This window comes from Streptomyces sp. NPDC093094 (assembly GCF_044754345.1).
Taxonomy (GTDB): domain Bacteria; phylum Actinomycetota; class Actinomycetes; order Streptomycetales; family Streptomycetaceae; genus Streptomyces.
Map to the genome: position 1 here is coordinate 117,690 of NZ_JBIVOX010000002.1, position 20,622 is coordinate 138,311.

A 20,622-nucleotide genomic window follows, 5' to 3' on the forward strand; every position below is an offset into this window, starting at 1 on the left:
CCGGTGCCGGCGGCCGAGACCTGCAACCGGCTCCGGCACCGGCACCGGCGCCGAGGGCGGCCCCGTCCCCGGCCGCACCGTCGCCGGGCCCGCCCCGGCCCGCCCGGCACCTCATCCGCATCCCTGCGGCGCACCCCGGCCCAGATCTCGCGCGAGCTGCCCGGCCGCCCCGGCCGCCGCCTCCATGTCCTCACGGTCCGCCGCGTCCCGGGCCTCCGCCAGCCCTGCGAGGACCGCCGCGTCGTCACAGCCCAGCCGCTGCCGGACCAGTTCGAGACTTGTCACGTCACCGGCGACCGCCCCCGCGTCCCCGGCCCGGGCATCGACGCCCAGCTGCCGCGCCCACATCGCCATCCGGTCCCGGTCGACGACGCGGACGTCCTCGTAGCGCAGCCGCAGATCGCTCACGTCCTGCGCCGCCCTGAGCGCGGCTCCCCGGTCGGCGGGATCGCCGGCCAGCGCGCCGAGATCCCGGCCGGTCTGCCGCTCCAGCAGCCCGGGCACGGTGTCGGAGCCCCGGTACGCCTCCCACGCTTCCCGGGCCGCGCGGGCGGAAGCCGCGCCGGGTGCGGCGTAGACCGCGTCGACGGCCCGGTCCAGCGCGGCCAGCCGCCGCGGCACGGGGCCCTGCCCGGCATCCGTCGGCACCGCCAGCGACACCGCCTCCAGATCGGCCCGGTCGCCGGTCGAGAACTCCCCGTATCCCGGCGCGAACACCTTGTCCTCGGTCGAGCCGTCCATGTGGAGCTCACGCACGGTGATCGCCCCGGTCACCTTCCCGTAGGGCCCGTCGACCGTCTGGTCCACGGCCTTCACCCGGACCTCCTCGAACACCACCCCGGGCTGGTTCTCGGGCCGGTACACATCGCCCACCCGCGGATCCGCAGGCATGATCATCGCCGCGGGCGCCCCGTCGCGGCCGGCCTGCCAGGTGCCCTCCGTGTCCTGGACGACGCCGTCCTCGTAGTTGAAGACGTCCTCCCCGAGGTACCAGACCGACCCGTCGTCGGCCTGCGCGTACCAGTCCAGCGCGACCTCGACGACCCTCCCGTCGGCGAAGGCCACGTACTGCGAGGTCAGGGCGGGGACGGTGCGCCCGTCGAAGGTGATCTCCTTCGTGCCGGGCAGCGTGGTGACCTCGGTGCGGAAGGGTCTGCCGCCGACCTGGCCGCCGAAGACCGTCTGGTCGAGCCCGGCGGTGGGGTGCAAGGGGTTGTCGATCCCGGTCGGGTGGCTGAAGCGCGGCTCGGCGAGGTCGACACGGTCGGCCTCGGGCGCGAGCGGCAGGCACTCCTTCCCCGTCTCCCCGGTGCTCTCGTCGACGATGTGCACGCACTCGCCCGCGCTCACCTGCCCCCCGGCGCTTGGGGCGTCCCCGGAGCAGCCTCCGGCCAGCAGCACGGCGGCCCCGAACGCGGGCCACAGGATCCGGTACCTCGTCATGGCCGGCTCCCCGCCTCTCCCTCTCGCCTCCCCGTGTCCGTCCCCCCGACCCTGCCGCTCCTGCGCTGAACGCCGCCTGAACGGACCTGACGGCTCGTTCAGCTCACCCCCGTTCTCCGGACGGCAGCGTCACGCAGAACCGCGCCCCGCCCAGGGCGCTCTCGCCCACCGACACCGAACCGCCGTGCGCGGCAGCCACCTCGGCCACGATGGCGAGCCCGAGACCGGCTCCGCCGGCAGTGCGGCTCCGCGCGGCGTCCAGCCGTACGAACCGCTCGAACACCCGCTCCCGGTCGGCCGGCGCGATGCCCGGCCCGTCGTCCTCGACGACCAGCCGTACCCGGCCCTCCCCGTCGTCCGCCAGCGCGAGAGCGACCCGGGTGCGGGCGTGCCGGGCTGCGTTCTCGCCGAGGTTGCACACCAGCCGGCCGAGCGCCTCCGGGTCCCCGCTCACCCGGGCGGCACCCACCCCGCCGGCGTCGACCCGCAGCCCCCCGAAGGCGGACCGCAGCCGCCGCGCCTCCTCCAGGACCAGGTCGTCGAGGTCCAGCTCCTGGGGGCCGGCCCGCAGCAGGACGCTCTCGTCGGCCCGGGAGAGCAACAGCAGGTCGTCGACGAGCCGTTGCATCCTCACGGCCTCCGCGAGGACGGTCCCGGCCAGCGCGCGGGCGTCGGCGCGCCCGGGGTGGGCGAGGGCGACCTCGGCGTGCTGGCGCACGGCCGCGACGGGTGAGCGCAGTTCGTGGGAGGCGTCGGAGACGAAGCGCCGCTGGGCCCGCTCGGCGCGCGCCACCCGGTCCACGGAGCGGCCGACGGCGGTCCAGGTCGCGGCGGCGGCCAGGAGCAGCAGCACGGGGACGCCGATCAGGAGCAGCCGGGTGGCGGTGCCGACGGCCTCGGCGACCCCGGCGGGGGTCCGCCCGTCGAGCACGACCAGTTCCCGTCCCCTGTCGCGGGCGCCGACGGCGACGACGAGGAAGGGGTCCTCGTCGAGCCGGACACGGACGGAGGCGTTCCCGCCGGGTGCGAGCGGGACGAGCGCGGGCCGTCCGGCGATGTTGGAGCTGGCGGCGACGACATCGCCGTCGGCGTCCAGCACCTGCAGGAACTCCTCGTCCGGGTCGGCCACGACCGGCCGGGGCACGCCGCGTCCCGCCTCGATCACCCGGGCCACCTCCGCAGCCCGGGCCCGCGCCGCGTCACGCACGTCGTTGCTCAGCTCGGTCCGCAGCCCGAGCACGAGGGCGGTGCCGCCGACGACGAGGGCGACCGCGACGGCCAGCACGGCGACGAGCGTGGCGCGCAACCGCACGCCCCGCAGCCGCCGTTCCCGCTCGTCACGGGTCATCGGGCACCAGCCGATACCCGTGCCCCCGGACCGTCGTCAGCGAGTTGCGGCCGAAGGGCCGGTCCACCTTGTTGCGCAGCCGCCGCACGTACACCTCGACGATGTTCGGATCACCCTCGAAGTCCCCGCCCCACACGTGATCGAGGATGGCCCGCTTCGACACGGCCTCTCCGGCCCGTCTCAGCAGGAACTCCAGCACGGCGGCCTCCCGCGGGGTCGTCCCCACGGCCCGGCCGGCCCTGGTGACGATCCTCGTGGCCATGTCCAGCCGCAGGTCTCCCGCCACCAGCTCGGCGGGCCGCGCATGGGCCTCCCGCCGCAGCAGGGCACGCAGATGGGCCAGCAGCACGGCGTAGGGGACGGGCTTGGTCAGATAGTCGTCGGCCCCGGTGTCGAGTCCCTCGACCTCGTCCCACTCGCCCTCCTTGGCGGTGAGCATGAGGATGGGCGTCCAGTCGCCGCCGGCCCGCAGTCTCCGGCAGACCCGGTACCCGTTGAGCCGCGGCAGCATGATGTCCAGCACGATCACGTCGTAGCTGTTCTCCTGGGCCAGCCACAGCCCGTCGACCCCGTCGAGTGCCACATCGACGGCGAAGCCGTCCGCCTCCAGCCCGCCCCGGAGCCCTTCCGCGAACCGCTCCTCGTCCTCGACGACCAGCACCCGCATGCCTTCACGCTACGCGCGGGCAGCCCTGGGCGCCTGGTTCATCGCAGGTCAGATCGATTCTGCACGGGCAGTGTGGTGGGGCGGGTGGGACTCGAACCCACGGCCGACGGATTATGAGTCCGCTGCTCTAACCGGCTGAGCTACCGCCCCATAGCGGCGTGTCGCGTACACGTGTGCGCGCCGTCTGCCGCAGCATAGCCGCTCATACGATCTCCTGCTCCGGCATGGTCGGCTTCGCGCGGCCTTCGTGACCTTGAGGACTCCGCCGGAGTCCCGGTGGTTCCGGACACGAGGACCGAACATGAAAAAGGACCCCTGAGGGGTCCTCGTTCACGATGCTCCCCCGACTGGACTCGAACCAGTAACCTGCCGGTTAACAGCCGGCTGCTCTGCCAATTGAGCTACGGAGGACCGAGCTCCCCCGACTGGACTCGAACCAGTAACCTGCCGGTTAACAGCCGGCTGCTCTGCCAATTGAGCTACGGAGGAATGCCTCGTTGCATCGAACGTACCTACCTGGGTATTCGCCAGGGGGCGCTCGCTCGCTGCGACACATACATTAGCGCAAGCAGGGGGGTGCTCCGCCAATCGGTACTCCACCACCACGGAAGGGTGGCTCCGCCATGCGCTACAAGCTCATGTTCGTCGCCGGACTGGCGCTGGGTTACGTGCTGGGCACGCGTGCCGGGCGCGAGCGCTACGAACAGCTGAAGAAGTCCGCACGCCAGGTCGCCCAGAACCCGGCCGTCCGCAACACCGCCGAGTCCGCCGCCCTCCAGGGCCGTGACCTCGCGGGGAAGGCGTTCCACACGGTCAGCGAGAAGGTGGGCGACCGCGTCCCCGCCTCCGTGGCCAGCCGTGTCCGCCACCTCCGCGACCGCAACGGCGCCCTCCCGGAGGAGGACGACTGGGGCACGAGCAACACCTGACCCGCGCACCGCGCGCACCCCTGTCCTCCGGTGCGGCAAAATCTCACCCATGGGGATAGTCGCCGGGTTGGACAGCTCACCCGATTTCACGCGCATCGTCGTCTGTGACACGGACACCGGATCGGTACTGAGGCAGGGGTACGCACCGCACCCTGTCGAGGGCCCTGACGACTCACGCCCCAGCGACGTGGATCCACAGGCATGGCTCCTCTCCCTCGGCGAGGCCGCCGGCGGCGGCCTCCTGGAGGGGGTCCAGGCCATCGGCGTCTCCGCCCAGTCCAACGCGGTCGTCCCGCTGGACGCCCAGGGCGCCACGGTCCGCCCGGCGATGGTCGGCGGCGACAAGCGGGCCCAGGTCGCCGCGGCCGACCTGGTCGAGGCGCTCGGCGGGCGGGAGGCATGGGCACAGGCCGTCGGCTGTGTCCCGACGGCCGCACAGCCGGTCACCAAGCTGCGCTGGCTGCAGAAGACCGAACCCGACAACGCCCGGCGCACCGCCATGCTGATGCAGGCCCACGACTGGCTCGTGTGGCAGCTGCTGGGCCGTCCGGTGCGCCGTACGACCGACCGGGGCGGGGCCTCCGGGACCGGCTACTGGTCGGCGGCGAGCGGCGCCTACCGGTCCGACCTGGTCGAGCTGGCGCTCGGTCACCAGGCGATGCTCCCCGAGGTGATCGGGCCCGCCGAGGCCGCCGGGACGACCCCGGAGGGGCTGCTGATCTCGGTGGGGACCGGCGAGACGATGGCCGCCGCGTTCGGGCTGGGGGTCGGTTTCGGCGACGCGGTGGTGTCGCTGGGCGCGTCCGGCTCGGTGATGGCCGTGCACCCCGAGCCGCTGCTCGACAGCGCCGGGATGATCACCTCGCTGGCCGACGCGACCGGTATGCACCTGCCCGTGGTGACGACGCTGAACGCCGTACGGACCCTGCGGGGCACCGCCGAACTGCTCGGGCTGCCCGATCTGGAGACCCTGTCCGACCTGGCGATGAAGTCGACCCCGGGCGCGCACGGGCTGGTCCTGCTGCCCTACCTGGAGGGCGAGCGCATCCCGAACCTGCCCCACACCGCCGGGACCCTGGCGGGCCTCAGACGCGAGGCGATGCGGCCGGAGCATCTGGCGCGGGCCGCCTTCGAGGGCATGCTGTGCGGGCTCGCCGACGCGCTCGACGTGCTGCGCGGCCGGGGCGTGGAGGTACGGCGGATCTTCCTGCTGGGTCCGGCCGCCGAGCTGCCCGCGGTGCAGGCGGCGGCGCCCTCGGTCTTCGGCGCCCGGGTCGTCGTGCCGCAGCCGGCCGACTACGCCGCGATCGGCGCGGCCCGGCAGGCCGCCTGGGCGCTGGGCGTGTCGCAGGGCACGCTCGACCCGCGCACCCCGCCCGCCTGGCAGGGCGCGGCCGCCCAGGTCCTGGACCCGGGCGAGGAGCTGGCGGTGGGACAGGCGGTGCGCCAGCAGTTCGTGTCCGTGCGGGAGCAGACGCACCCCGGGGCGTTCCGGTCCTAGGCCGGGTGTGTGTCCCGGCACACACCCGACGGGTTAATCGGTTGAGGTAACACGGGTGGAGTGTTCGACGATAGGGGCCAAGGGCAACCGACCGCCCCTCCGCCGACCGCCATCACGCAATCCGAGAGAAGCGACGTGCTCATACGACTTCTGCGGACCTATCTCAGGCCCTACCGGAAACCCATCGCCCTGCTGGTGCTGCTGCAGTTCCTGCAGACCTGCGCCACCCTCTACCTGCCCACCCTGAACGCGGACATCATCGACAACGGTGTCGTGCACGGGGACACGGGCTACATCCTCGCCTTCGGCGCTCTGATGATCGCGATCTCGCTGGTGCAGGTCGTGTGCAACGTCGGTGCCGTGTACTACGGCGCCCGCACCGCCTCGGCGCTGGGCCGGGACGTGCGGGCGGCGGTGTTCGACCGGGTCCAGTCCTTCTCCGCCCGGGAGCTGGGGCACTTCGGCGCCCCGTCGCTGATCACCCGTACGACCAACGACGTCCAGCAGGTGCAGATGCTGGCCCTGATGGCGTTCACGCTGATGGTGTCGGCGCCGATCATGTGTGTCGGCGGCATCGTGATGGCGCTCGGGCTGGACGTGCCGCTGTCCGCGGTGCTCGTCGCGGTGGTGCCGGTGCTGGGCATCTGCGTGACGCTGATCGTGCGGGCGCTGCGGCCGCTGTTCCGCGCCATGCAGGTGCGTCTGGACACCGTGAACCGGGTGCTGCGCGAGCAGATCACCGGCAACCGGGTGATCCGCGCCTTCGTCCGCGACGAGTACGAGCAGCAGCGGTTCCGGCAGGCCAACACCGAGCTGACGGAGATGTCGCTCGGCACCGGCAGGCTGCTGGCGCTGATGTTCCCGATCGTGATGACGGTGGTGAACCTGTCCTCGATCGCGGTGGTCTGGTTCGGCGCGCACCGCATCGACAGCGGCGGCATGGAGATCGGCGACCTGACGGCGTTCCTCGCCTATCTGATGCAGATCGTCATGGCCGTGATGATGGCCACCTTCATGTTCATGATGGTGCCGCGCGCCGAGGTGTGCGCCGAGCGCATCCAGGAGGTCCTGGACACCGAGAGCAGTGTGGTGCCGCCGGCGGACCCGGTGCGCGAGCTGCGCCGCCACGGGCATCTGGAGATCCGCGGCGCCGGGTTCCGCTACCCGGGTGCCGAGGAGCCGGTGCTGACGAACGTCGATCTGGTGGCCCGGCCCGGTGAGACGACCGCCGTGATCGGGTCGACCGGCAGCGGGAAGTCCACCCTGCTGGGTCTGGTGCCCCGGCTGTTCGACGCCACCGAGGGCGAGGTGCTGGTGGACGGCGAGGACGTGGCCGGTGTCGAGCCGCGGCTGCTGGCCCGCGTCGTCGGGATGGTGCCGCAGAAGCCGTACCTGTTCGCGGGCACCGTCGCGACCAATCTGCGCTACGGCAGCCCGGACGCCACCGACGAGGAGCTGTGGCACGCGCTGGAGGTGGCGCAGGCCAAGGACTTCGTGGAGGGGCTGGACGGCGGTCTTGACGCGCCGATCGCGCAGGGAGGCACCAATGTCTCCGGCGGCCAGCGTCAGCGCCTGGCCATCGCGCGCACCCTGGTGCAGCGTCCGGAGATCTATCTGTTCGACGACTCCTTCTCGGCGCTCGACTACGCCACCGACGCCGCGCTGCGGGCGGCGCTCGCCCGGGAGACGGCGGACGCGACCGTGGTGATCGTCGCCCAGCGGGTGGCGACCATCCGCGACGCGGACCGGATCGTCGTGCTGGACGAGGGCCGTGTGGTCGGCACGGGCCGGCACCACGAGCTGATGGCGGACAACGAGACCTACCGGGAGATCGTGCTCTCCCAGCTGACGGAAGCGGAGGCTGCCTGATGGCGGGGCCGATGGGGCGGATGATGGCCGGGGGCGGCCCCGATCAGCGCTCTCTGGACTTCAAGGGCTCGGGCAGGCGGCTCGTCGCCCGGTTCGCGCCGGAGCGGCTGACCATCTACGCGCTGCTGGCGTGTGTGGTGATCAGCGTGGGCCTGTCGGTGGCCGGCCCGAAGATCCTCGGCCGGGCGACCGACCTGGTGTTCGCGGGCATCGTCGGCCGGCAGATGGAGGCCGGTCCGACCAAGGAGCAGGTGCTCGACGGGATGCGGGAGCGCGGTGACGGCGATGTCGCCGACATGCTGCGCGGCACCGACTTCACCCCGGGCGAGGGCATCGACTTCACGGCGGTGGGCCATGTGCTGCTGATCGCGCTGGCGGTGTTCCTCGTCGCCGGTCTGCTGATGGCGGTGGCGACGCGGCTGGTGAACCGGGCGGTCAACCGGACCATGTTCCGGATGCGCGAGGACGTGCAGACGAAGCTGTCCCGGCTGCCGCTGTCGTACTTCGACAAGCGGCAGCGCGGTGAGGTGCTCAGCCGGGCCACCAACGACATCGACAACATCGGTCAGACCCTCCAGCAGTCGATGGGCCAGCTGATCAACTCGGTGCTGACCATCGTCGGTGTGCTGGTGATGATGTTCTGGGTGTCCTGGCTGCTGGCGCTGGTCGCGCTGGTGACGGTGCCGCTGTCGTTCGTGGTGGCGACCCGGGTCGGCAAGCGGTCGCAGCCGCACTTCGTGCAGCAGTGGCGCACCACCGGCAAGCTGAACGCGCACATCGAGGAGATGTACACCGGCCACACGCTGGTGAAGGTGTTCGGACGGCAGGACGAGTCGGCGCGGCAGTTCGCCGAGGAGAACGACGCGCTGTACGAGGCGGGGTTCAAGGCGCAGTTCAACAGCGGTGTGATGCAGCCGCTGATGATGTTCGTCTCGAACATCAACTACGTGCTGGTGGCGGTCGTCGGCGGACTGCGGGTCGCCTCCGGCTCGCTGTCGATCGGTGACGTGCAGGCGTTCATCCAGTACTCGCGGCAGTTCTCCATGCCGCTGACGCAGGTCGCGTCGATGGCCAACCTGGTGCAGTCGGGTGTCGCGTCGGCCGAGCGGGTCTTCGAACTCCTCGACGCGGACGAGCAGTCGGCGGACCCGGTGCCCGGCGTGCGGCCCGGGGAGCTGCGCGGGCGGGTGGCGCTGGAGGGCGTGTCCTTCCGCTACGACCCCGACAAGCCGCTGATCGAGGACCTGTCGCTCAAGGTCGAGCCGGGGCACACGGTCGCGATCGTCGGCCCGACCGGGGCGGGCAAGACCACGCTGGTGAATCTGCTGATGCGGTTCTACGAGGTGTCCGGCGGGCGGATCACGCTCGACGGGGCCGACATAGCGGAGATGTCCCGCGACGAGCTGCGGGCCGGGATCGGCATGGTGCTCCAGGACACCTGGCTGTTCGGCGGCACCATCGCCGAGAACATCGCCTACGGCGCCTCGCGCGAGGTGACCCGGGGCGAGATCGAGGAGGCCGCGCGGGCCGCGCACGCCGACCGGTTCGTGCGGACGCTGCCCGACGGCTACGACACCGTGATCGACGACGAGGGCACGGGGGTGAGCGCGGGCGAGAAGCAGCTGATCACCATCGCGCGGGCGTTCCTGTCCGACCCGGTGATCCTGGTGCTGGACGAGGCGACGTCGTCGGTGGACACCCGTACCGAGGTGCTGATCCAGAAGGCGATGGCCAAACTCGCGCACGGGCGCACGTCGTTCGTGATCGCGCACCGGCTCTCCACCATCCGGGACGCGGACACGATCCTCGTCATGGAGAACGGCTCGATCGTCGAACAGGGCGCGCACGAGGAGCTGCTGACGGCCGACGGGGCGTACGCGCGGCTGTACAAGGCGCAGTTCGCGCAGGCGGTGGCCGAGGTCGACTGAGTCGCGTCCGCGGGGGCCGTGGGGGCCGTGGGGCGGCTGCGGGTCCGGCGGGCCGGTCGCGCGGTTTCCCGCGCCTCTCGGGCACGTGCTGCCGACGCCTCAGGAGAGTGGGGAACCGCGCGACCGGCCCCCACCGGGCCCCGCGGACGGCGTCAGTCCAGATAGCCCCTCAGCTGGTCCGCGAACGCGTGGTCCCGGAGCTTGTTGAGGGTCTTGGACTCGATCTGCCTGATCCGCTCCCGGGTGACGCCGAAGATCCGGCCGATCTCCTCCAGGGTGCGGGGGCGGCCGTCGACGAGGCCGTAGCGCAGCTGGACCACCTTGCGCTCGCGCTCGCCGAGTGTGGACAGCACCGCCTCCAGGTGCTCCCTGAGCAGCAGGAACGCCGCCGACTCCACGGGGGAGGCGGCGTCGCCGTCCTCGATGAGGTCACCGAGGGCGACGTCGTCCTCCTCGCCGACCGGCGCGTGCAGCGAGACGGGCTCCTGGGCGAGGCGCAGCACCTCGCCGACCCGCTCGGGCGCCAGGTCGAGCTGTCCGGCGACCTCCTCGGGCGTGGGCTCGTAGCCGCGTTCCTGGAGCATGCGGCGCTGGACGCGCACCACGCGGTTGATCAGCTCGACGACATGGACGGGCACGCGGATGGTGCGGGCCTGGTCGGCGAGGGCGCGGGACATGGCCTGGCGGATCCACCAGGTGGCGTAGGTGGAGAACTTGTAGCCGCGGGCGTAGTCGAACTTCTCCACCGCCCGGATCAGCCCGAGGTTGCCCTCCTGCACCAGGTCTAGCATGGTCAGGCCGCGGCCGACGTAGCGCTTGGCGACGGACACCACGAGGCGCAGGTTCGCCTCGATCAGACGGCGTTTGGCCATCCGTCCCATGACGACGAGCCGGTCGAGGTCGAGGGTGAGCCGGGTGTCCAGGTGGGCCGTGCTGAGGAGTTTCTCCTCGGCGAACAGGCCGGCCTCGACGCGGCGGGCGAGTTCGACCTCCTCGGCGGCGGTGAGCAGCGGGATGCGGCCGATCTCCCGCAGGTACTGCCGGAACAGGTCCGAGGACGGCCCGCCGGTGTCGGCGCGGGCGGGAGCCGGTTCGGCGGGCTCGGCCGCCTCCAGGGCCTCGGCGGGCGGCTCCATGGGCTCGGCCGGGTTCTCCGGCTCGGCCTCGGGGCGGAGCGCGGGACGGCCCTGCGGCGGGACGGCGACGAGCACGCCGGGCTCGGCGTCCGGTTCGGGGCCGTCCGCGGTGGCGTCGGCGGACTGGGCGAGGGTCTGGGTCTGCACGGGGGCGACCTCCAGGGTGATCGCTGCGGAGTGGTACGGCAGCGCTGCTTCGGGGGCGGAGTCGGCGGCCTCGCCGCTGTCCGTCCCGTACGCGATGAGCGGAACCGCGGGGGTGGAGGACCCGTGGGGGACGGACCGGCCGCGCTCCGAGGACTCAGGCACCGGAACCCAGTGTGGGGTACGACACATCGCCGCCACGAGGGGCGTGCGGCGACTTTTTGCAACCGGTCCGTGACCGGCTGCTCATCACCGCGGGAGGACGGGGAGGCCCGCGCCCGCCCCGGTCCGGCACGATCCGGGGGATGTCCGGGCCCTTGTACGCAGGCCGTGCGACGGTCCGCCGCGACAGCGCCGCCGGGGCCGGGCAGGCGCTCCAGGCGCCGCCCGCGAAGCCGGCGGGTCTCGAAGTGACGCACGCGGGGCGGGAGTTCGCGCTCCACGACGACGGCCGGTCCGGGCGGGCCGCCCCGGACCCCTCAGACGGTCACAGGGCGCCGTCGCCGTGCTCCCGCAGGGCCTGGTCGTACTGCTGGAGCACCCACAGCTCGTTCTGCACGGCGGCCAGTTCCGCCGGGTCGCCGCCGGCCGCGAGGCGGGTCATCCGCGACTGGATGTCCCGGATACGGCGTTCCACGGCCCGGCGGCGGACCTGGACGAGCACCGTGCCCGCGTACACCTCGTCGACCGTGCGCCGCATGATCGCCTCGACGGCCAGCTCGGTCACCATCGCGCGGACCGTGTCGTCGGGGGCGGCCTCGCGGACGGAGACCAGGTACTGCTGGGGGTCCGGAATGCCGTACTCCGCGCCGCCCGCCTCCAGGATCGCCTGGCGCACGGCCGCGTAGGGCTGGGCGGTGAACTCGTCCACCCCGTAGGCGTCGAACGTCGGCGAGACCAGCTCGGGGCGCTGGAGGGCGAGCTTGAGCAGCTCGCGCTCGGTGGCGAAGACGGGGTTGCGCAGATTGAGCGCCGGGCCGGAGGGGACGCCCGGGGCGGCGGCCCCCACGGGGGCCTGCGGGCCGCCGCGCTGCCGCTCGGGGGCCGGTCCCCGGCCGCCTCGGTCGCGCGCCCAGCGGGCCAGCTGGGCCACCCGCTTGACGACGAACTGCGTGTCCAGGATGCCGAGCATCCCGGCGAGCTGGACGGCGACCTCGTGCTGTGCGCCGCTGTTCTTGATCCGGGCGACGACCGGCGCGGCCTCGTCCAGCGCGGCGGCGCGGCCGGCCGGGGTGTTCAGGTCGTAGCGGGCGACGATCTGGCGCAGCGCGAACTCGAACAGCGGGGTGCGCGGTTCGACGAGGTCGGCGACGGCGTCGTCGCCCTTGGCCAGACGCAGCTCACAGGGGTCCATGCCGTCGGGCGCGACGGCGATGTAGGTCTCGGCGGCGAACTTCTGGTCGTCCTCGAAGGCGCGCAGGGCCGCCTTCTGTCCGGCCGCGTCGCCGTCGAAGGTGAAGATCACCCGGGCGCTGCCGTTGTCCATCAGCAGCCGGCGCAGGATCTTGATGTGGTCGCCGCCGAAGGCGGTGCCGCAGGTGGCGATGGCGGTGGTGACACCCGCGAGATGGCAGGCCATGACGTCGGTGTAGCCCTCGACGACGACCGCGCGGGACGCCTTGGCGATGTCCTTCTTGGCCAGGTCGATGCCGTAGAGGACGTGCGACTTCTTGTAGAGCGCCGTCTCGGGGGTGTTGAGGTACTTCGGGCCGGTGTCGGCCTCGTACAGCTTGCGGGCGCCGAAACCGACGACGTCGCCGCCGATGTCGCGGATGGGCCACATCAGCCGGCCCCGGAAGCGGTCGATGGGGCCGCGGCGGCCCTCCTGCGACAGCCCCGACAGGACCAGCTCCTTGTCGCTGAAGCCCTTGCCGCGCAGGAAGCGGGTGAGGTGGTCCCAGCCCTGGGGGCTGTAGCCGACGCCGAAGTGCTGGGCGGCGGCCTGGTCGAAGCCGCGCTCGGCGAGGAAGAGCCGGCCCGCCTCGGCCTCGGGGCTGACGGCGAGCTGCTCGGCGTACCAGTCGGCGGCGGCCTTGTGCGCCTCGACCAGCCGGATCCGCTCGCCCCGCTGGTGGGCGGGGTTGTACCCGCCCTCCTCGTAGCGCAGGGTGATGCCGGCCTGGCCCGCGAGCCGTTCGACCGCCTCGGAGAAGGTGAGGTGGTCGACCTTCATCACGAACGTGATGGTGTCGCCGCCCTCCTGGCAGCCGAAGCAGTGGAAGAGTCCCTTGCTCGGGCTGACCTGGAAGGACGGCGACTTCTCGTCGTGGAACGGGCACAGCCCCTTGAGGTTGCCGCCGCCCGCGTTGCGCAGTTGGAGGTACTCGGACACCACGGCGTCGATCGGGACCGCGTCCCGTACCGCCTTCACGTCCTCGTCGTTGATCCGTCCTGCCACGAGGTGATTCTACGGGGGCGGGCCGACACTCAGGAGGCGAGGCTTTCGAGCGGAACGTGCGGATCCGCGAGGGCCTCGGTGTCCACCCGGGTCCGGGACCGGATCAGCTGCTGGATCGGGTCCGTGACGTCCCACACGTTCACGTTCATCCCGGCCAGCACCCGGCCCTCCTTCACCCAGAACGCGATGAACTCGCGCTTCCCGGCGTCGCCCCGGATCACCACCTGGTCGTACGAGCCCGGCGGCGCCCATCCGCTGTACTCCATGCCCAGGTCGTACTGGTCGGTGAAGAAGTAGGGCACCCGGTCGTACACGATCTCCCTGCCGAGCATCGCGCGTGCCGCGGCCGGTCCGCCGTTCAGCGCGTTCGCCCAGTGCTCCACCCGCAGCCGGGTGCCGAACAGGGCGAGCGGGAAGGACGCCACGTCGCCGGCCGCGTGGATGTCGGGGTCGGAGGTGCGCAGCCGCTCGTCGACGACGACGCCCCCGCCGTGCGCCCGGTCGGCGATCTCCAGCCCGGCGGCCTCCGCGAGGGCGGTCCGCGGGGCCGCGCCGATCGCGGCCAGGACGGCGTGCGCCGGGTGCTCCTCGCCGTCGTCCGTGCGGGCCGCGAGGACCATGCCGTCCTGGCCGACGATCTCGGTCAGCCGGGCGCCGAAGTGGAACCGGACCCCGTGCTCGCGGTGCAGCTCGGCGAAGACGTTGCCCAGCTCGGGGCCGAGGACGCCGTGCAGCGGCGTCGGCGACGGCTGGACGACGGTGACCTCCGCGCCGTACTGGCGGGCCGCCGCGGCGACCTCCAGGCCGATCCAGCCGGCTCCGGCGATCACCAGATGGCCGTTGTCCCGGCCGAGTGCTGCCAGGGTGCCCTTGAGGCGCTCGGCGTGCGGGAGCCGGCGCAGATGGTGGACGCCGACCAGGTCCGTGCCGGGGATGTCCAGGCGGCGCGGCTCGGCTCCGGTCGCGAGCAGCAGCTTGTCGTAGCGGACCTGGGTGCCGTCGTCGCCGAACCGGACCGTCTTGGCCGTCCGGTCGACCGCGTCGACGGTCTGGCCGAGATGCAGCTCGATGTCGTGGCGCGCGTACCACGCCGGTTCGTGCACGAAGACGCTGTCGCGCTCCTCCTTGCCGAGCAGGTACCCCTTGGACAGCGGGGGCCGCTCGTACGGGTGGTCGCGCTCGTCGCAGATCAGTATCACCCGCCCCGTGAAGCCCTCCGCCCGGAGCGTCTCGGCCGCCTTCGCTCCGGCGAGACCGCCTCCGACGATGACGAATGTCTGATCCGCGTCGACCACTTGATGCCTCCTCGTTGACGTGGCGCCACATGCGAGCGTCCCGCACGCAGCGTGATGGGGGAAGAGGGAGTGACCCGATCAGGCCACGCAGGGTTACACCCCCGGTGCCGTCCGCAGTGCCGTCCGCCGGGCGGTCCGCGAGGTCACGGGTACCCCGTCAGCCGGGCGTGCAGCGAGCGGGCCGAGGCGTCGGTGAGCGACGCGATCTGGTCGACGATCACCCGTTTGCGGGCCCGGTCGTCGCCGGCCCGGTCGAACAGGGCACGGAACTGCGGGTCGAGACCGTCCGGGGCACGCGCGGTGAGCGCCTCGGCGAGCCCGGCGACCACGATCCTCTGGTCGGCGCGGAGCCGGGTCTGCTCGTCGCGCTGCATGACGTACCGGTCGGCGACCGCCTTCAGCACCGCGCACTCCATGCGGGTGGCACGCGGCACGACCAGCTCGGCACCGTAGCGGGTGAGCCGGCCGGCTCCGTGGGCGGCGCGGGTGGCGCCCTCGGCGGCCAGGCAGAACCGGCCGATGAGCTGGCTGGTGGCGTCCTTCAGCCGGGCCTGGGCGAGGGCGGTGCCGTCGTAGCCGTGCGGCCACCACTCCTGGTCCTGGAGCCGGTCGAGGGCCTCGGCGAGTTCGGCGGGGTCGGTGTCCCGCGGCACGTACCGGCCGACGGCGACGGCGAACACCTCCTGCCGCTCGGGCTCGGCGTGCAGCACGCCGGGGTCGATGTGACCGGCGTGCAGCCCGTCCTCCACGTCGTGCACCGAGTACGCCACGTCGTCGGACCAGTCCATCACCTGGGCCTCGAAGCAGGTGCGGGTGCCGGGGGCGTCCTTGCGGAGCCAGTCGAAGACCGGGCGGTCGTCGTCGTACACGCCGAACTTCGGGGAGCCGGGGTCGGTGGGGTGGGCGCCGCGCGGCCACGGGTACTTCGTGGCGGCGTCCAGGGCGGCGCGGGTGAGGTTGAGGCCGACGGAGCCCTCGGGGGTGAACCGCTTGGGCTCGATGCGGGTGAGGAGCCTGAGGGACTGGGCGTTGCCCTCGAAGCCGCCGCAGTCCGCCGCGAACTCGTTCAGGGCCTGTTCGCCGTTGTGGCCGAACGGCGGATGGCCCAGGTCGTGCGAGAGACAGGCGGCCTCGACGAGGTCGGGGTCGCAGCCGAGGGCCGCGCCCAGCTCCCGGCCGACCTGGGCGCACTCCAGGGAGTGGGTGAGGCGGGTGCGGGGACTGGCGTCCCAGGCGGAGGCGCTGCGCTCGCCCGGGGTGACGACCTGGGTCTTGCCGGCCAGTCTTCTGAGGGCGGCGGAGTGCAGGATCCTCGCCCGGTCGCGCTGGAAGGCGGTGCGGCCCGGGCGCTTGTCGGGTTCCGGGGCCCAGCGTTCGGTCGCTGCGTCGTCGTAGTCGTCGGGAGTGCCTGGCATGGGGTCGACACTAGTGCGCCCACGCCTCTGTCAGGCAGCTGCCGTCACCTGCGTCGCCAGTGTCTGCTCGTACCGGTGCAGGATCAGGCGTGCCAGCGCCGGGTGCGCTCCCAGGGGCGCCGAGGCGATGCCCGGGGCGGCGTCCGCGCACTGGGTCGCGAAGCGGCCGGGGGCCGTGAAGCAGGAGGCCACGGCGATGTCGTGGCGGCCCCGGGCGGTGAGGGAGCGGACGGCGCCCTCCACGGTCGGTGCCGCCGCGCAGGCGTAGGCGGGGACGACGGGGACACCGAGGCGCTCGGCCAGGAGCCGGGCGATCCGGCGGGTGCCCGCGGCGGACTCGGGGTCGCGCGAGCCGGCCGAGGCCAGCACGACGGCGCTCGACCTGCGCCCGGACGCGGTGCGGGGCGGATGCCAGCCGGCCTCGGCGAGACGGTCGTGCAGGGCCTCGGCGAGGAGGGGGTGGGCGCCCAGCGGGTCGGCCGCCCGGGTGCGCACCCGGGTCGCGGCCGCCATCTCGGGGATGTCCTGCTTGATGTGGTAGCCGCGGCCGAACAGCAGCGGGACCAGCACGGCCTCGCCGGTGCCGCGGCGGGCGAGGGCGTCGAGGGTGTCGGGCAGCAGCGGGGCGTTCAGCTCGATGTGGCCGAGGTGGACGGCGAGATCCGGGCGCAGGGCGCGGACCAGGCCGGCCAGCGCGCGGACCGTGCCCAGGGCGCGCGGGTCGCGGCTGCCGTGTGCCACCAGGACCAGTGCGGGCGGCCCGTCGAGCGGGAGGCGGCCGGGGCGGCCGGCGGGCCCGCCGCTGATCCGGTTCATGCGATACGCCGTCATGCAGGGATCGTGGCCCGGCGACATTGCGCCGCCGTTGCACGGCCGTCACCGGAGTGTTTTCCAGGGTTTCACGTCGGCCGGACCGGCGGTGTGAGCGAACCGGATCGGGTCCGCGCGCGTCCTTCCTGGTCGGAGGCGACGGAAGGGCGACCGGATGAGGATCCCGCGACCGCGGCTGCGGGGACGGCTGCGGCTGCCGCGCACCCGCGCGGGGCGGCGGCGGCTCGTGCAGGCCGTGGCGGCGGTGTGCACGGTGGCACTGGTCCCGTCGGCGTGGCTGCGTGTCGCGACGGACGACCGGCTGCGCACGACGGCGGACGTGCCGCGCACCGACGTGGCCGTCGTCTTCGGCGCGGGCCTGTGGAACGGCGAGCCCTCGCCGTACCTGGCGCACCGGCTGGACGCGGCGGCCGAGCTGTACCGGGCGGGCCGGGTGAAGGTCGTCCTCGTCACCGGGGACAACAGCCGCGAGGAGTACGACGAGCCGGACGCCATGCGCGCCTATCTGGTCCGCGGCGGTGTGCCGGACCGGCGGATCGTCTCGGACTACGCGGGCTTCGACACCTGGGACTCGTGCGTGCGCGCGAAGAAGATCTTCGGGGTCGACGAGGCGGTGCTGATCAGCCAGGGCTTCCACATCCGCCGGGCGGTGGCCCTGTGCGAGGACGCGGGAATCGCCTCCTACGGTGTCGGGGTCGACGAGCCGCACGACTCGACCTGGTACTACGGCGGCGTCCGGGAGGTCCTCGCGTCCGGCAAGGCCGCGCTGGACGCGGTCCTCGAACCCGATCCGAGGTTCCTGGGGCGCAGGGAGACCGGAGTGGCGCGAGCGCTGGCGGACGCCCGCTGACCGGCCCGCCTCACGGCAGGCCCCGTCGGCCGGGGAGGTCGCCGTCTTGGCCGTTTAACAATCAGCCGCTCGGCGCGTAACACGCCCGACCCACGCTGAAGCACATGGAGACCACCCCGACGCCCACCCACTGCCCGTACTGCGCCCTGCAGTGCGGGATGAACCTGTCGCCCGCACGCGAGGGGGGCGTCGAGGTGACCGAGCGCACCGACTTCCCGGTGAACCGGGGCGCGCTGTGCGGCAAGGGGCGCACCGCGCCCGCGGTGCTCGCGCCGGGGGCGCGGCTGACCTCGCCCCTCGTGCGCGAGGGCGGCACGCTGGTGCCGGCGGGCTGGGACGAGGCGCTGGACCGGATCGCCGGGGCGCTGGCCTCCGCGCGTGCCGAGCACGGCCCGGACGCCTGCGGGATCTTCGGCGGCGGCGGGCTGACCAACGAGAAGGCGTACAGTCTCGGCAAGTTCGCCCGGGTCGCGCTGGGCACCTCGCAGATCGACTACAACGGCCGGTTCTGCATGTCCTCGGCGGCGGCCGCGGGCATCAGGGCGTTCGGGCTGGACCGCGGGCTGCCGTTCCCGCTGGAGGACATCCCGCGCACCGGGTGCGTGATCCTGGTCGGCTCCAACCTCGTCGAGACGATGCCGCCCGCGCTGCGCTACCTGTCGGAGCTGAAGGAGAACGGCGGCACGCTGATCGTCGTCGACCCGCGCCGCACCCGTACCGCCGAGCAGGCCGATCTGCATCTGGCCCCCCGCCCGGGCACCGACCTCGCGCTGGCCCTCGGTCTGCTGCACCTGGTGGTCGCCGAGGGTCTCGTCGACGAGGAGTTCGTCCGCGAGCGCACCTCCGGCTGGGAGGAGGCCCGTGCGGCGGCGATGGCGCACTGGCCCGAGTACGTCGAGCGCATCACGGGTGTGTCCGTGCCCGAACTGCGGGAGACCGTACGGCTGTTCTGCGAGCCGGAGAACGCGATGGTGCTCACCGCGCGCGGGCCCGAACAGCAGGCCAAGGGCACCGACACGGTGAGCGCGTGGATCGACCTGTGCCTGGCCACGGGCCGGGCGGGCCGCCCGCTGTCCGGGTACGGCTGTCTGACCGGGCAGGGCAACGGCCAGGGCGGCCGCGAGCACGGCCAGAAGGCCGACCAGCTGCCCGGCTACCGCAAGCTGGACGACCCCGAGGCGCGGCGGCACGTGGCCGCGGTGTGGGGTGTCGACCCCGACTCGCTGCCGGGGCCGGGGCGCAGCGCGTACGAGCTGCTGGAGGCGCTCGGCACCGACATCCGGACGCTGCTGCTGATGGGCTCCAACCCGGTCGTGTCGGCGCCGCGCGCCGCGCACGTCGAGGAGCGGCTGCGGTCGCTGGACTTCCTCGCCGTCGCCGACGTGGTCCTGTCGGAGACGGCCGAGCTGGCGGATGTGGTGCTGCCGGTGACGCAGTGGGCCGAGGAGACCGGCACCACCACCAACCTGGAGGGGCGGGTGCTGCTGCGCCGCCGGGCGATCACCCCGCCCGAGGGGGTCCGCAGCGATCTGGAGGTGCTGCACGGGCTCGCCGCCCGGCTGGGGGTGGAGAAGGGCTTCCCGACCGATCCGGAGGAGGTCTTCGAGGAACTGCGCCGCGCCAGCGCGGGCGGCCCCGCGGACTACTCCGGGATCACCTACCGCAGGCTGGCGGAGGAGAACGGCGTGTTCTGGCCGTGCCCGGGCCCGGTGGACCCGGCGGAGACCGGGGCGGAGGCCGGGGCGAACGCGGCGGGGGCCGTGCGGGCGGCGGAGGCCGTCGCGGCTGTGAACAGGGCGGAGGAGGGGAACGCCGTGCGGACGGCGGAGGCTGTGAACGCGGCGCACGCGGCGGGGGCCGTGAACGCGACGGACACGGCGGGGGTCGTGAACACAGCAGACACGGCGGAAGCCCTGAACACGGCACGGACAGGGCACGCCGTGAACCCGGCGCACGCGGCGGAGGCCGTGAACACGGCAGACACGACGGGGGTCGTGAACGCGGCGCACGCGGCGGGGGCCGTGAACGCGACGGACACGGCGGAGGCTGTGAACACGGCACGGACGGGACACGCCGTGAACCCGGCGCACGCGGCGGAGGCCGTGAACACAGCAGACACGACGGGGGTCGTGAACGCGGCGCACGCGGCGGGGGCCGTGAACACAGCAGACACGGCGGAAGCCCTGAACACGGCACGGACAGGGCACGCCGTGAACCCGGCGGACACGGCGGAAGCCGTGGACGACGGGGAGGACGCCGGGCTGGACACCGCTCCCGAGGATCCCGCCCGGGAGGCTCCCGAGGAGGAGGCGGAAGCGGAGACGGGGGCGGCGGGGGCGCACCCCGGCACGCCGCGGCTGTTCCTCGACCGGTTCGCCACTCCCGACGGGCGGGCCCGGTTCGTCGCCGTGTCCCACCGGGCGATCGCCGAGGAGCCGGACGAGGAGTACCCGGTGCTGCTGACGACCGGCCGGGTCGTGTCGCAGTACCAGTCGGGCGCGCAGACGCGCCGTGTGGCGGAGCTGAACGCCGCCGCGCCTGGCCCCTTCGTGGAGCTGCACCCGCGGCTGGCGGCCCGGCTGGGCGCGGCCGAGGGCGACCCGGTGGCGGTGGTCTCGCGGCGCGGCCGTGCGGTGGCGCCGGCGCGGATCACCACCGGCATCCGTCCGGACACCGTCTTCATGCCGTTCCACTGGCCGGGCGAGGGCCGCGCCAACAGCCTCACCAACCCGGCCCTGGACCCGACTTCGCGGATGCCGGAGTTCAAGGCGTGCGCGGTGCGGGTGGAGGCGGTCGTACCGGCCGACGAGTGACCCGTGCCCGGCCGGCGGAGGCCCCGCTGCCAGTCGGCGGACGACCTGTGACCGG

At 73.3% G+C, this 20,622-nt stretch carries 14 protein-coding genes and 3 tRNA genes; 6 read left to right on the forward strand and 11 right to left on the reverse strand.

The window, feature by feature from the left end; all coding sequences use genetic code 11:
* Positions 1-111 precede the first annotated feature (111 nt).
* From ACIQGV_RS03395 to ACIQGV_RS03420, 6 genes are all read right to left on the reverse strand, one after another.
* Positions 112-1,443, reverse strand: a complete 1,332-nt coding sequence (locus tag ACIQGV_RS03395) for a hypothetical protein (protein WP_402489790.1) — start codon at positions 1,441-1,443, stop codon at positions 112-114.
* Between the two features lie 103 nt (positions 1,444-1,546).
* A complete protein-coding gene (locus ACIQGV_RS03400; protein ID WP_402489793.1) occupies positions 1,547-2,791 on the reverse strand; it encodes a sensor histidine kinase in 1,245 nt (414 codons plus the stop codon).
* Positions 2,781-3,458, reverse strand: a complete 678-nt coding sequence (locus ACIQGV_RS03405) for a response regulator transcription factor (protein ID WP_402489796.1) — start codon at positions 3,456-3,458, stop codon at positions 2,781-2,783. Before ACIQGV_RS03405 ends, ACIQGV_RS03400 begins: the two co-directional genes overlap by 11 nt.
* 73 nt (positions 3,459-3,531) lie before the next feature.
* Positions 3,532-3,608, reverse strand: a tRNA-Ile gene (locus tag ACIQGV_RS03410).
* 188 nt (positions 3,609-3,796) lie between these two features.
* Positions 3,797-3,869: transfer RNA gene (locus ACIQGV_RS03415), tRNA-Asn, on the reverse strand.
* 5 nt (positions 3,870-3,874) lie between these two features.
* A tRNA-Asn gene (locus ACIQGV_RS03420) sits at positions 3,875-3,947 on the reverse strand.
* A 134-nt stretch (positions 3,948-4,081) separates the two neighbouring features.
* Here ACIQGV_RS03420 and ACIQGV_RS03425 point away from each other — a divergent pair.
* From ACIQGV_RS03425 to ACIQGV_RS03440, 4 genes are all read left to right on the forward strand, one after another.
* Positions 4,082-4,387 (forward strand): YtxH domain-containing protein, encoded by a 306-nt coding sequence (locus tag ACIQGV_RS03425; protein WP_402489798.1) that lies wholly within the window; start codon positions 4,082-4,084, stop codon positions 4,385-4,387.
* 49 nt (positions 4,388-4,436) lie between these two features.
* Positions 4,437-5,888, forward strand: a complete 1,452-nt coding sequence (locus ACIQGV_RS03430; RefSeq protein ID WP_402489801.1) for an FGGY-family carbohydrate kinase — start codon at positions 4,437-4,439, stop codon at positions 5,886-5,888.
* Positions 5,889-6,023: 135 nt separating this feature from the next.
* The gene (locus ACIQGV_RS03435; RefSeq protein WP_402489804.1) at positions 6,024-7,757 is read left to right on the forward strand and encodes an ABC transporter ATP-binding protein; all 1,734 of its coding nucleotides are present in this window, start codon (positions 6,024-6,026) and stop codon (positions 7,755-7,757) included.
* Positions 7,757-9,685: an ABC transporter ATP-binding protein gene (locus ACIQGV_RS03440; protein ID WP_402489807.1), complete on the forward strand. Its 1,929-nt coding sequence runs from the start codon at positions 7,757-7,759 to the stop codon at positions 9,683-9,685. The genes ACIQGV_RS03435 and ACIQGV_RS03440 overlap by 1 nt, the downstream gene beginning before the upstream one ends.
* A gap of 152 nt (positions 9,686-9,837) precedes the next feature.
* On the opposite strand, the gene ACIQGV_RS03445 is transcribed toward ACIQGV_RS03440, so the two are convergent.
* The 5 genes from ACIQGV_RS03445 to ACIQGV_RS03465 all read right to left on the reverse strand — a co-directional run bounded on the left by ACIQGV_RS03445 (position 9,838) and on the right by ACIQGV_RS03465 (position 16,904).
* Positions 9,838-11,130 carry an RNA polymerase sigma factor gene (locus ACIQGV_RS03445; RefSeq protein WP_402489810.1) on the reverse strand — a complete coding sequence of 431 codons (1,293 nt, stop codon included), beginning with the start codon at positions 11,128-11,130 and terminating at the stop codon, positions 9,838-9,840.
* 322 nt (positions 11,131-11,452) lie between these two features.
* The gene (gene dnaG / locus ACIQGV_RS03450) at positions 11,453-13,363 is read right to left on the reverse strand and encodes a DNA primase (protein WP_402489813.1); all 1,911 of its coding nucleotides are present in this window, start codon (positions 13,361-13,363) and stop codon (positions 11,453-11,455) included.
* A 29-nt stretch (positions 13,364-13,392) separates the two neighbouring features.
* Positions 13,393-14,658, reverse strand: coding sequence for an NAD(P)/FAD-dependent oxidoreductase (locus tag ACIQGV_RS03455; RefSeq protein WP_402489816.1), 1,266 nt, complete (start codon positions 14,656-14,658; stop codon positions 13,393-13,395).
* Between the two features lie 143 nt (positions 14,659-14,801).
* Positions 14,802-16,073 (reverse strand): deoxyguanosinetriphosphate triphosphohydrolase, encoded by a 1,272-nt coding sequence (locus tag ACIQGV_RS03460; RefSeq protein WP_402489819.1) that lies wholly within the window; start codon positions 16,071-16,073, stop codon positions 14,802-14,804.
* Positions 16,074-16,103: 30 nt separating this feature from the next.
* Positions 16,104-16,904 (reverse strand): sirohydrochlorin chelatase, encoded by an 801-nt coding sequence (locus tag ACIQGV_RS03465; RefSeq protein ID WP_402489821.1) that lies wholly within the window; start codon positions 16,902-16,904, stop codon positions 16,104-16,106.
* A 154-nt stretch (positions 16,905-17,058) separates the two neighbouring features.
* Here ACIQGV_RS03465 and ACIQGV_RS03470 point away from each other — a divergent pair, with 154 nt between their 5' ends.
* A complete protein-coding gene (locus tag ACIQGV_RS03470) occupies positions 17,059-17,754 on the forward strand; it encodes a vancomycin high temperature exclusion protein (protein ID WP_402489824.1) in 696 nt (231 codons plus the stop codon).
* A gap of 104 nt (positions 17,755-17,858) precedes the next feature.
* The gene (locus tag ACIQGV_RS03475; protein WP_402489826.1) at positions 17,859-20,567 is read left to right on the forward strand and encodes a molybdopterin oxidoreductase family protein; all 2,709 of its coding nucleotides are present in this window, start codon (positions 17,859-17,861) and stop codon (positions 20,565-20,567) included.
* Positions 20,568-20,622 lie beyond the last annotated feature (55 nt).

Excerpts from the sequence above, each read along its gene's own strand:
- ACIQGV_RS03395 (WP_402489790.1), bottom strand. The coding sequence starts at position 1,443 with ATGACGAGGTACCGGATCCTGTGGCCCGCGTTCGGGGCCGCCGTGCTG.
- ACIQGV_RS03400 (WP_402489793.1), bottom strand. The coding sequence starts at position 2,791 with ATGACCCGTGACGAGCGGGAACGGCGGCTGCGGGGCGTGCGGTTGCGC.
- ACIQGV_RS03405 (WP_402489796.1), bottom strand. The coding sequence starts at position 3,458 with ATGCGGGTGCTGGTCGTCGAGGACGAGGAGCGGTTCGCGGAAGGGCTC.
- ACIQGV_RS03425 (WP_402489798.1), top strand. The coding sequence starts at position 4,082 with ATGCGCTACAAGCTCATGTTCGTCGCCGGACTGGCGCTGGGTTACGTG.
- ACIQGV_RS03430 (WP_402489801.1), top strand. The coding sequence starts at position 4,437 with ATGGGGATAGTCGCCGGGTTGGACAGCTCACCCGATTTCACGCGCATC.
- ACIQGV_RS03440 (WP_402489807.1), top strand. The coding sequence starts at position 7,757 with ATGGCGGGGCCGATGGGGCGGATGATGGCCGGGGGCGGCCCCGATCAG.
- ACIQGV_RS03460 (WP_402489819.1), bottom strand. The coding sequence starts at position 16,073 with ATGCCAGGCACTCCCGACGACTACGACGACGCAGCGACCGAACGCTGG.
- ACIQGV_RS03465 (WP_402489821.1), bottom strand. The coding sequence starts at position 16,904 with ATGACGGCGTATCGCATGAACCGGATCAGCGGCGGGCCCGCCGGCCGC.
- ACIQGV_RS03470 (WP_402489824.1), top strand. The coding sequence starts at position 17,059 with ATGAGGATCCCGCGACCGCGGCTGCGGGGACGGCTGCGGCTGCCGCGC.
- ACIQGV_RS03475 (WP_402489826.1), top strand. The coding sequence starts at position 17,859 with ATGGAGACCACCCCGACGCCCACCCACTGCCCGTACTGCGCCCTGCAG.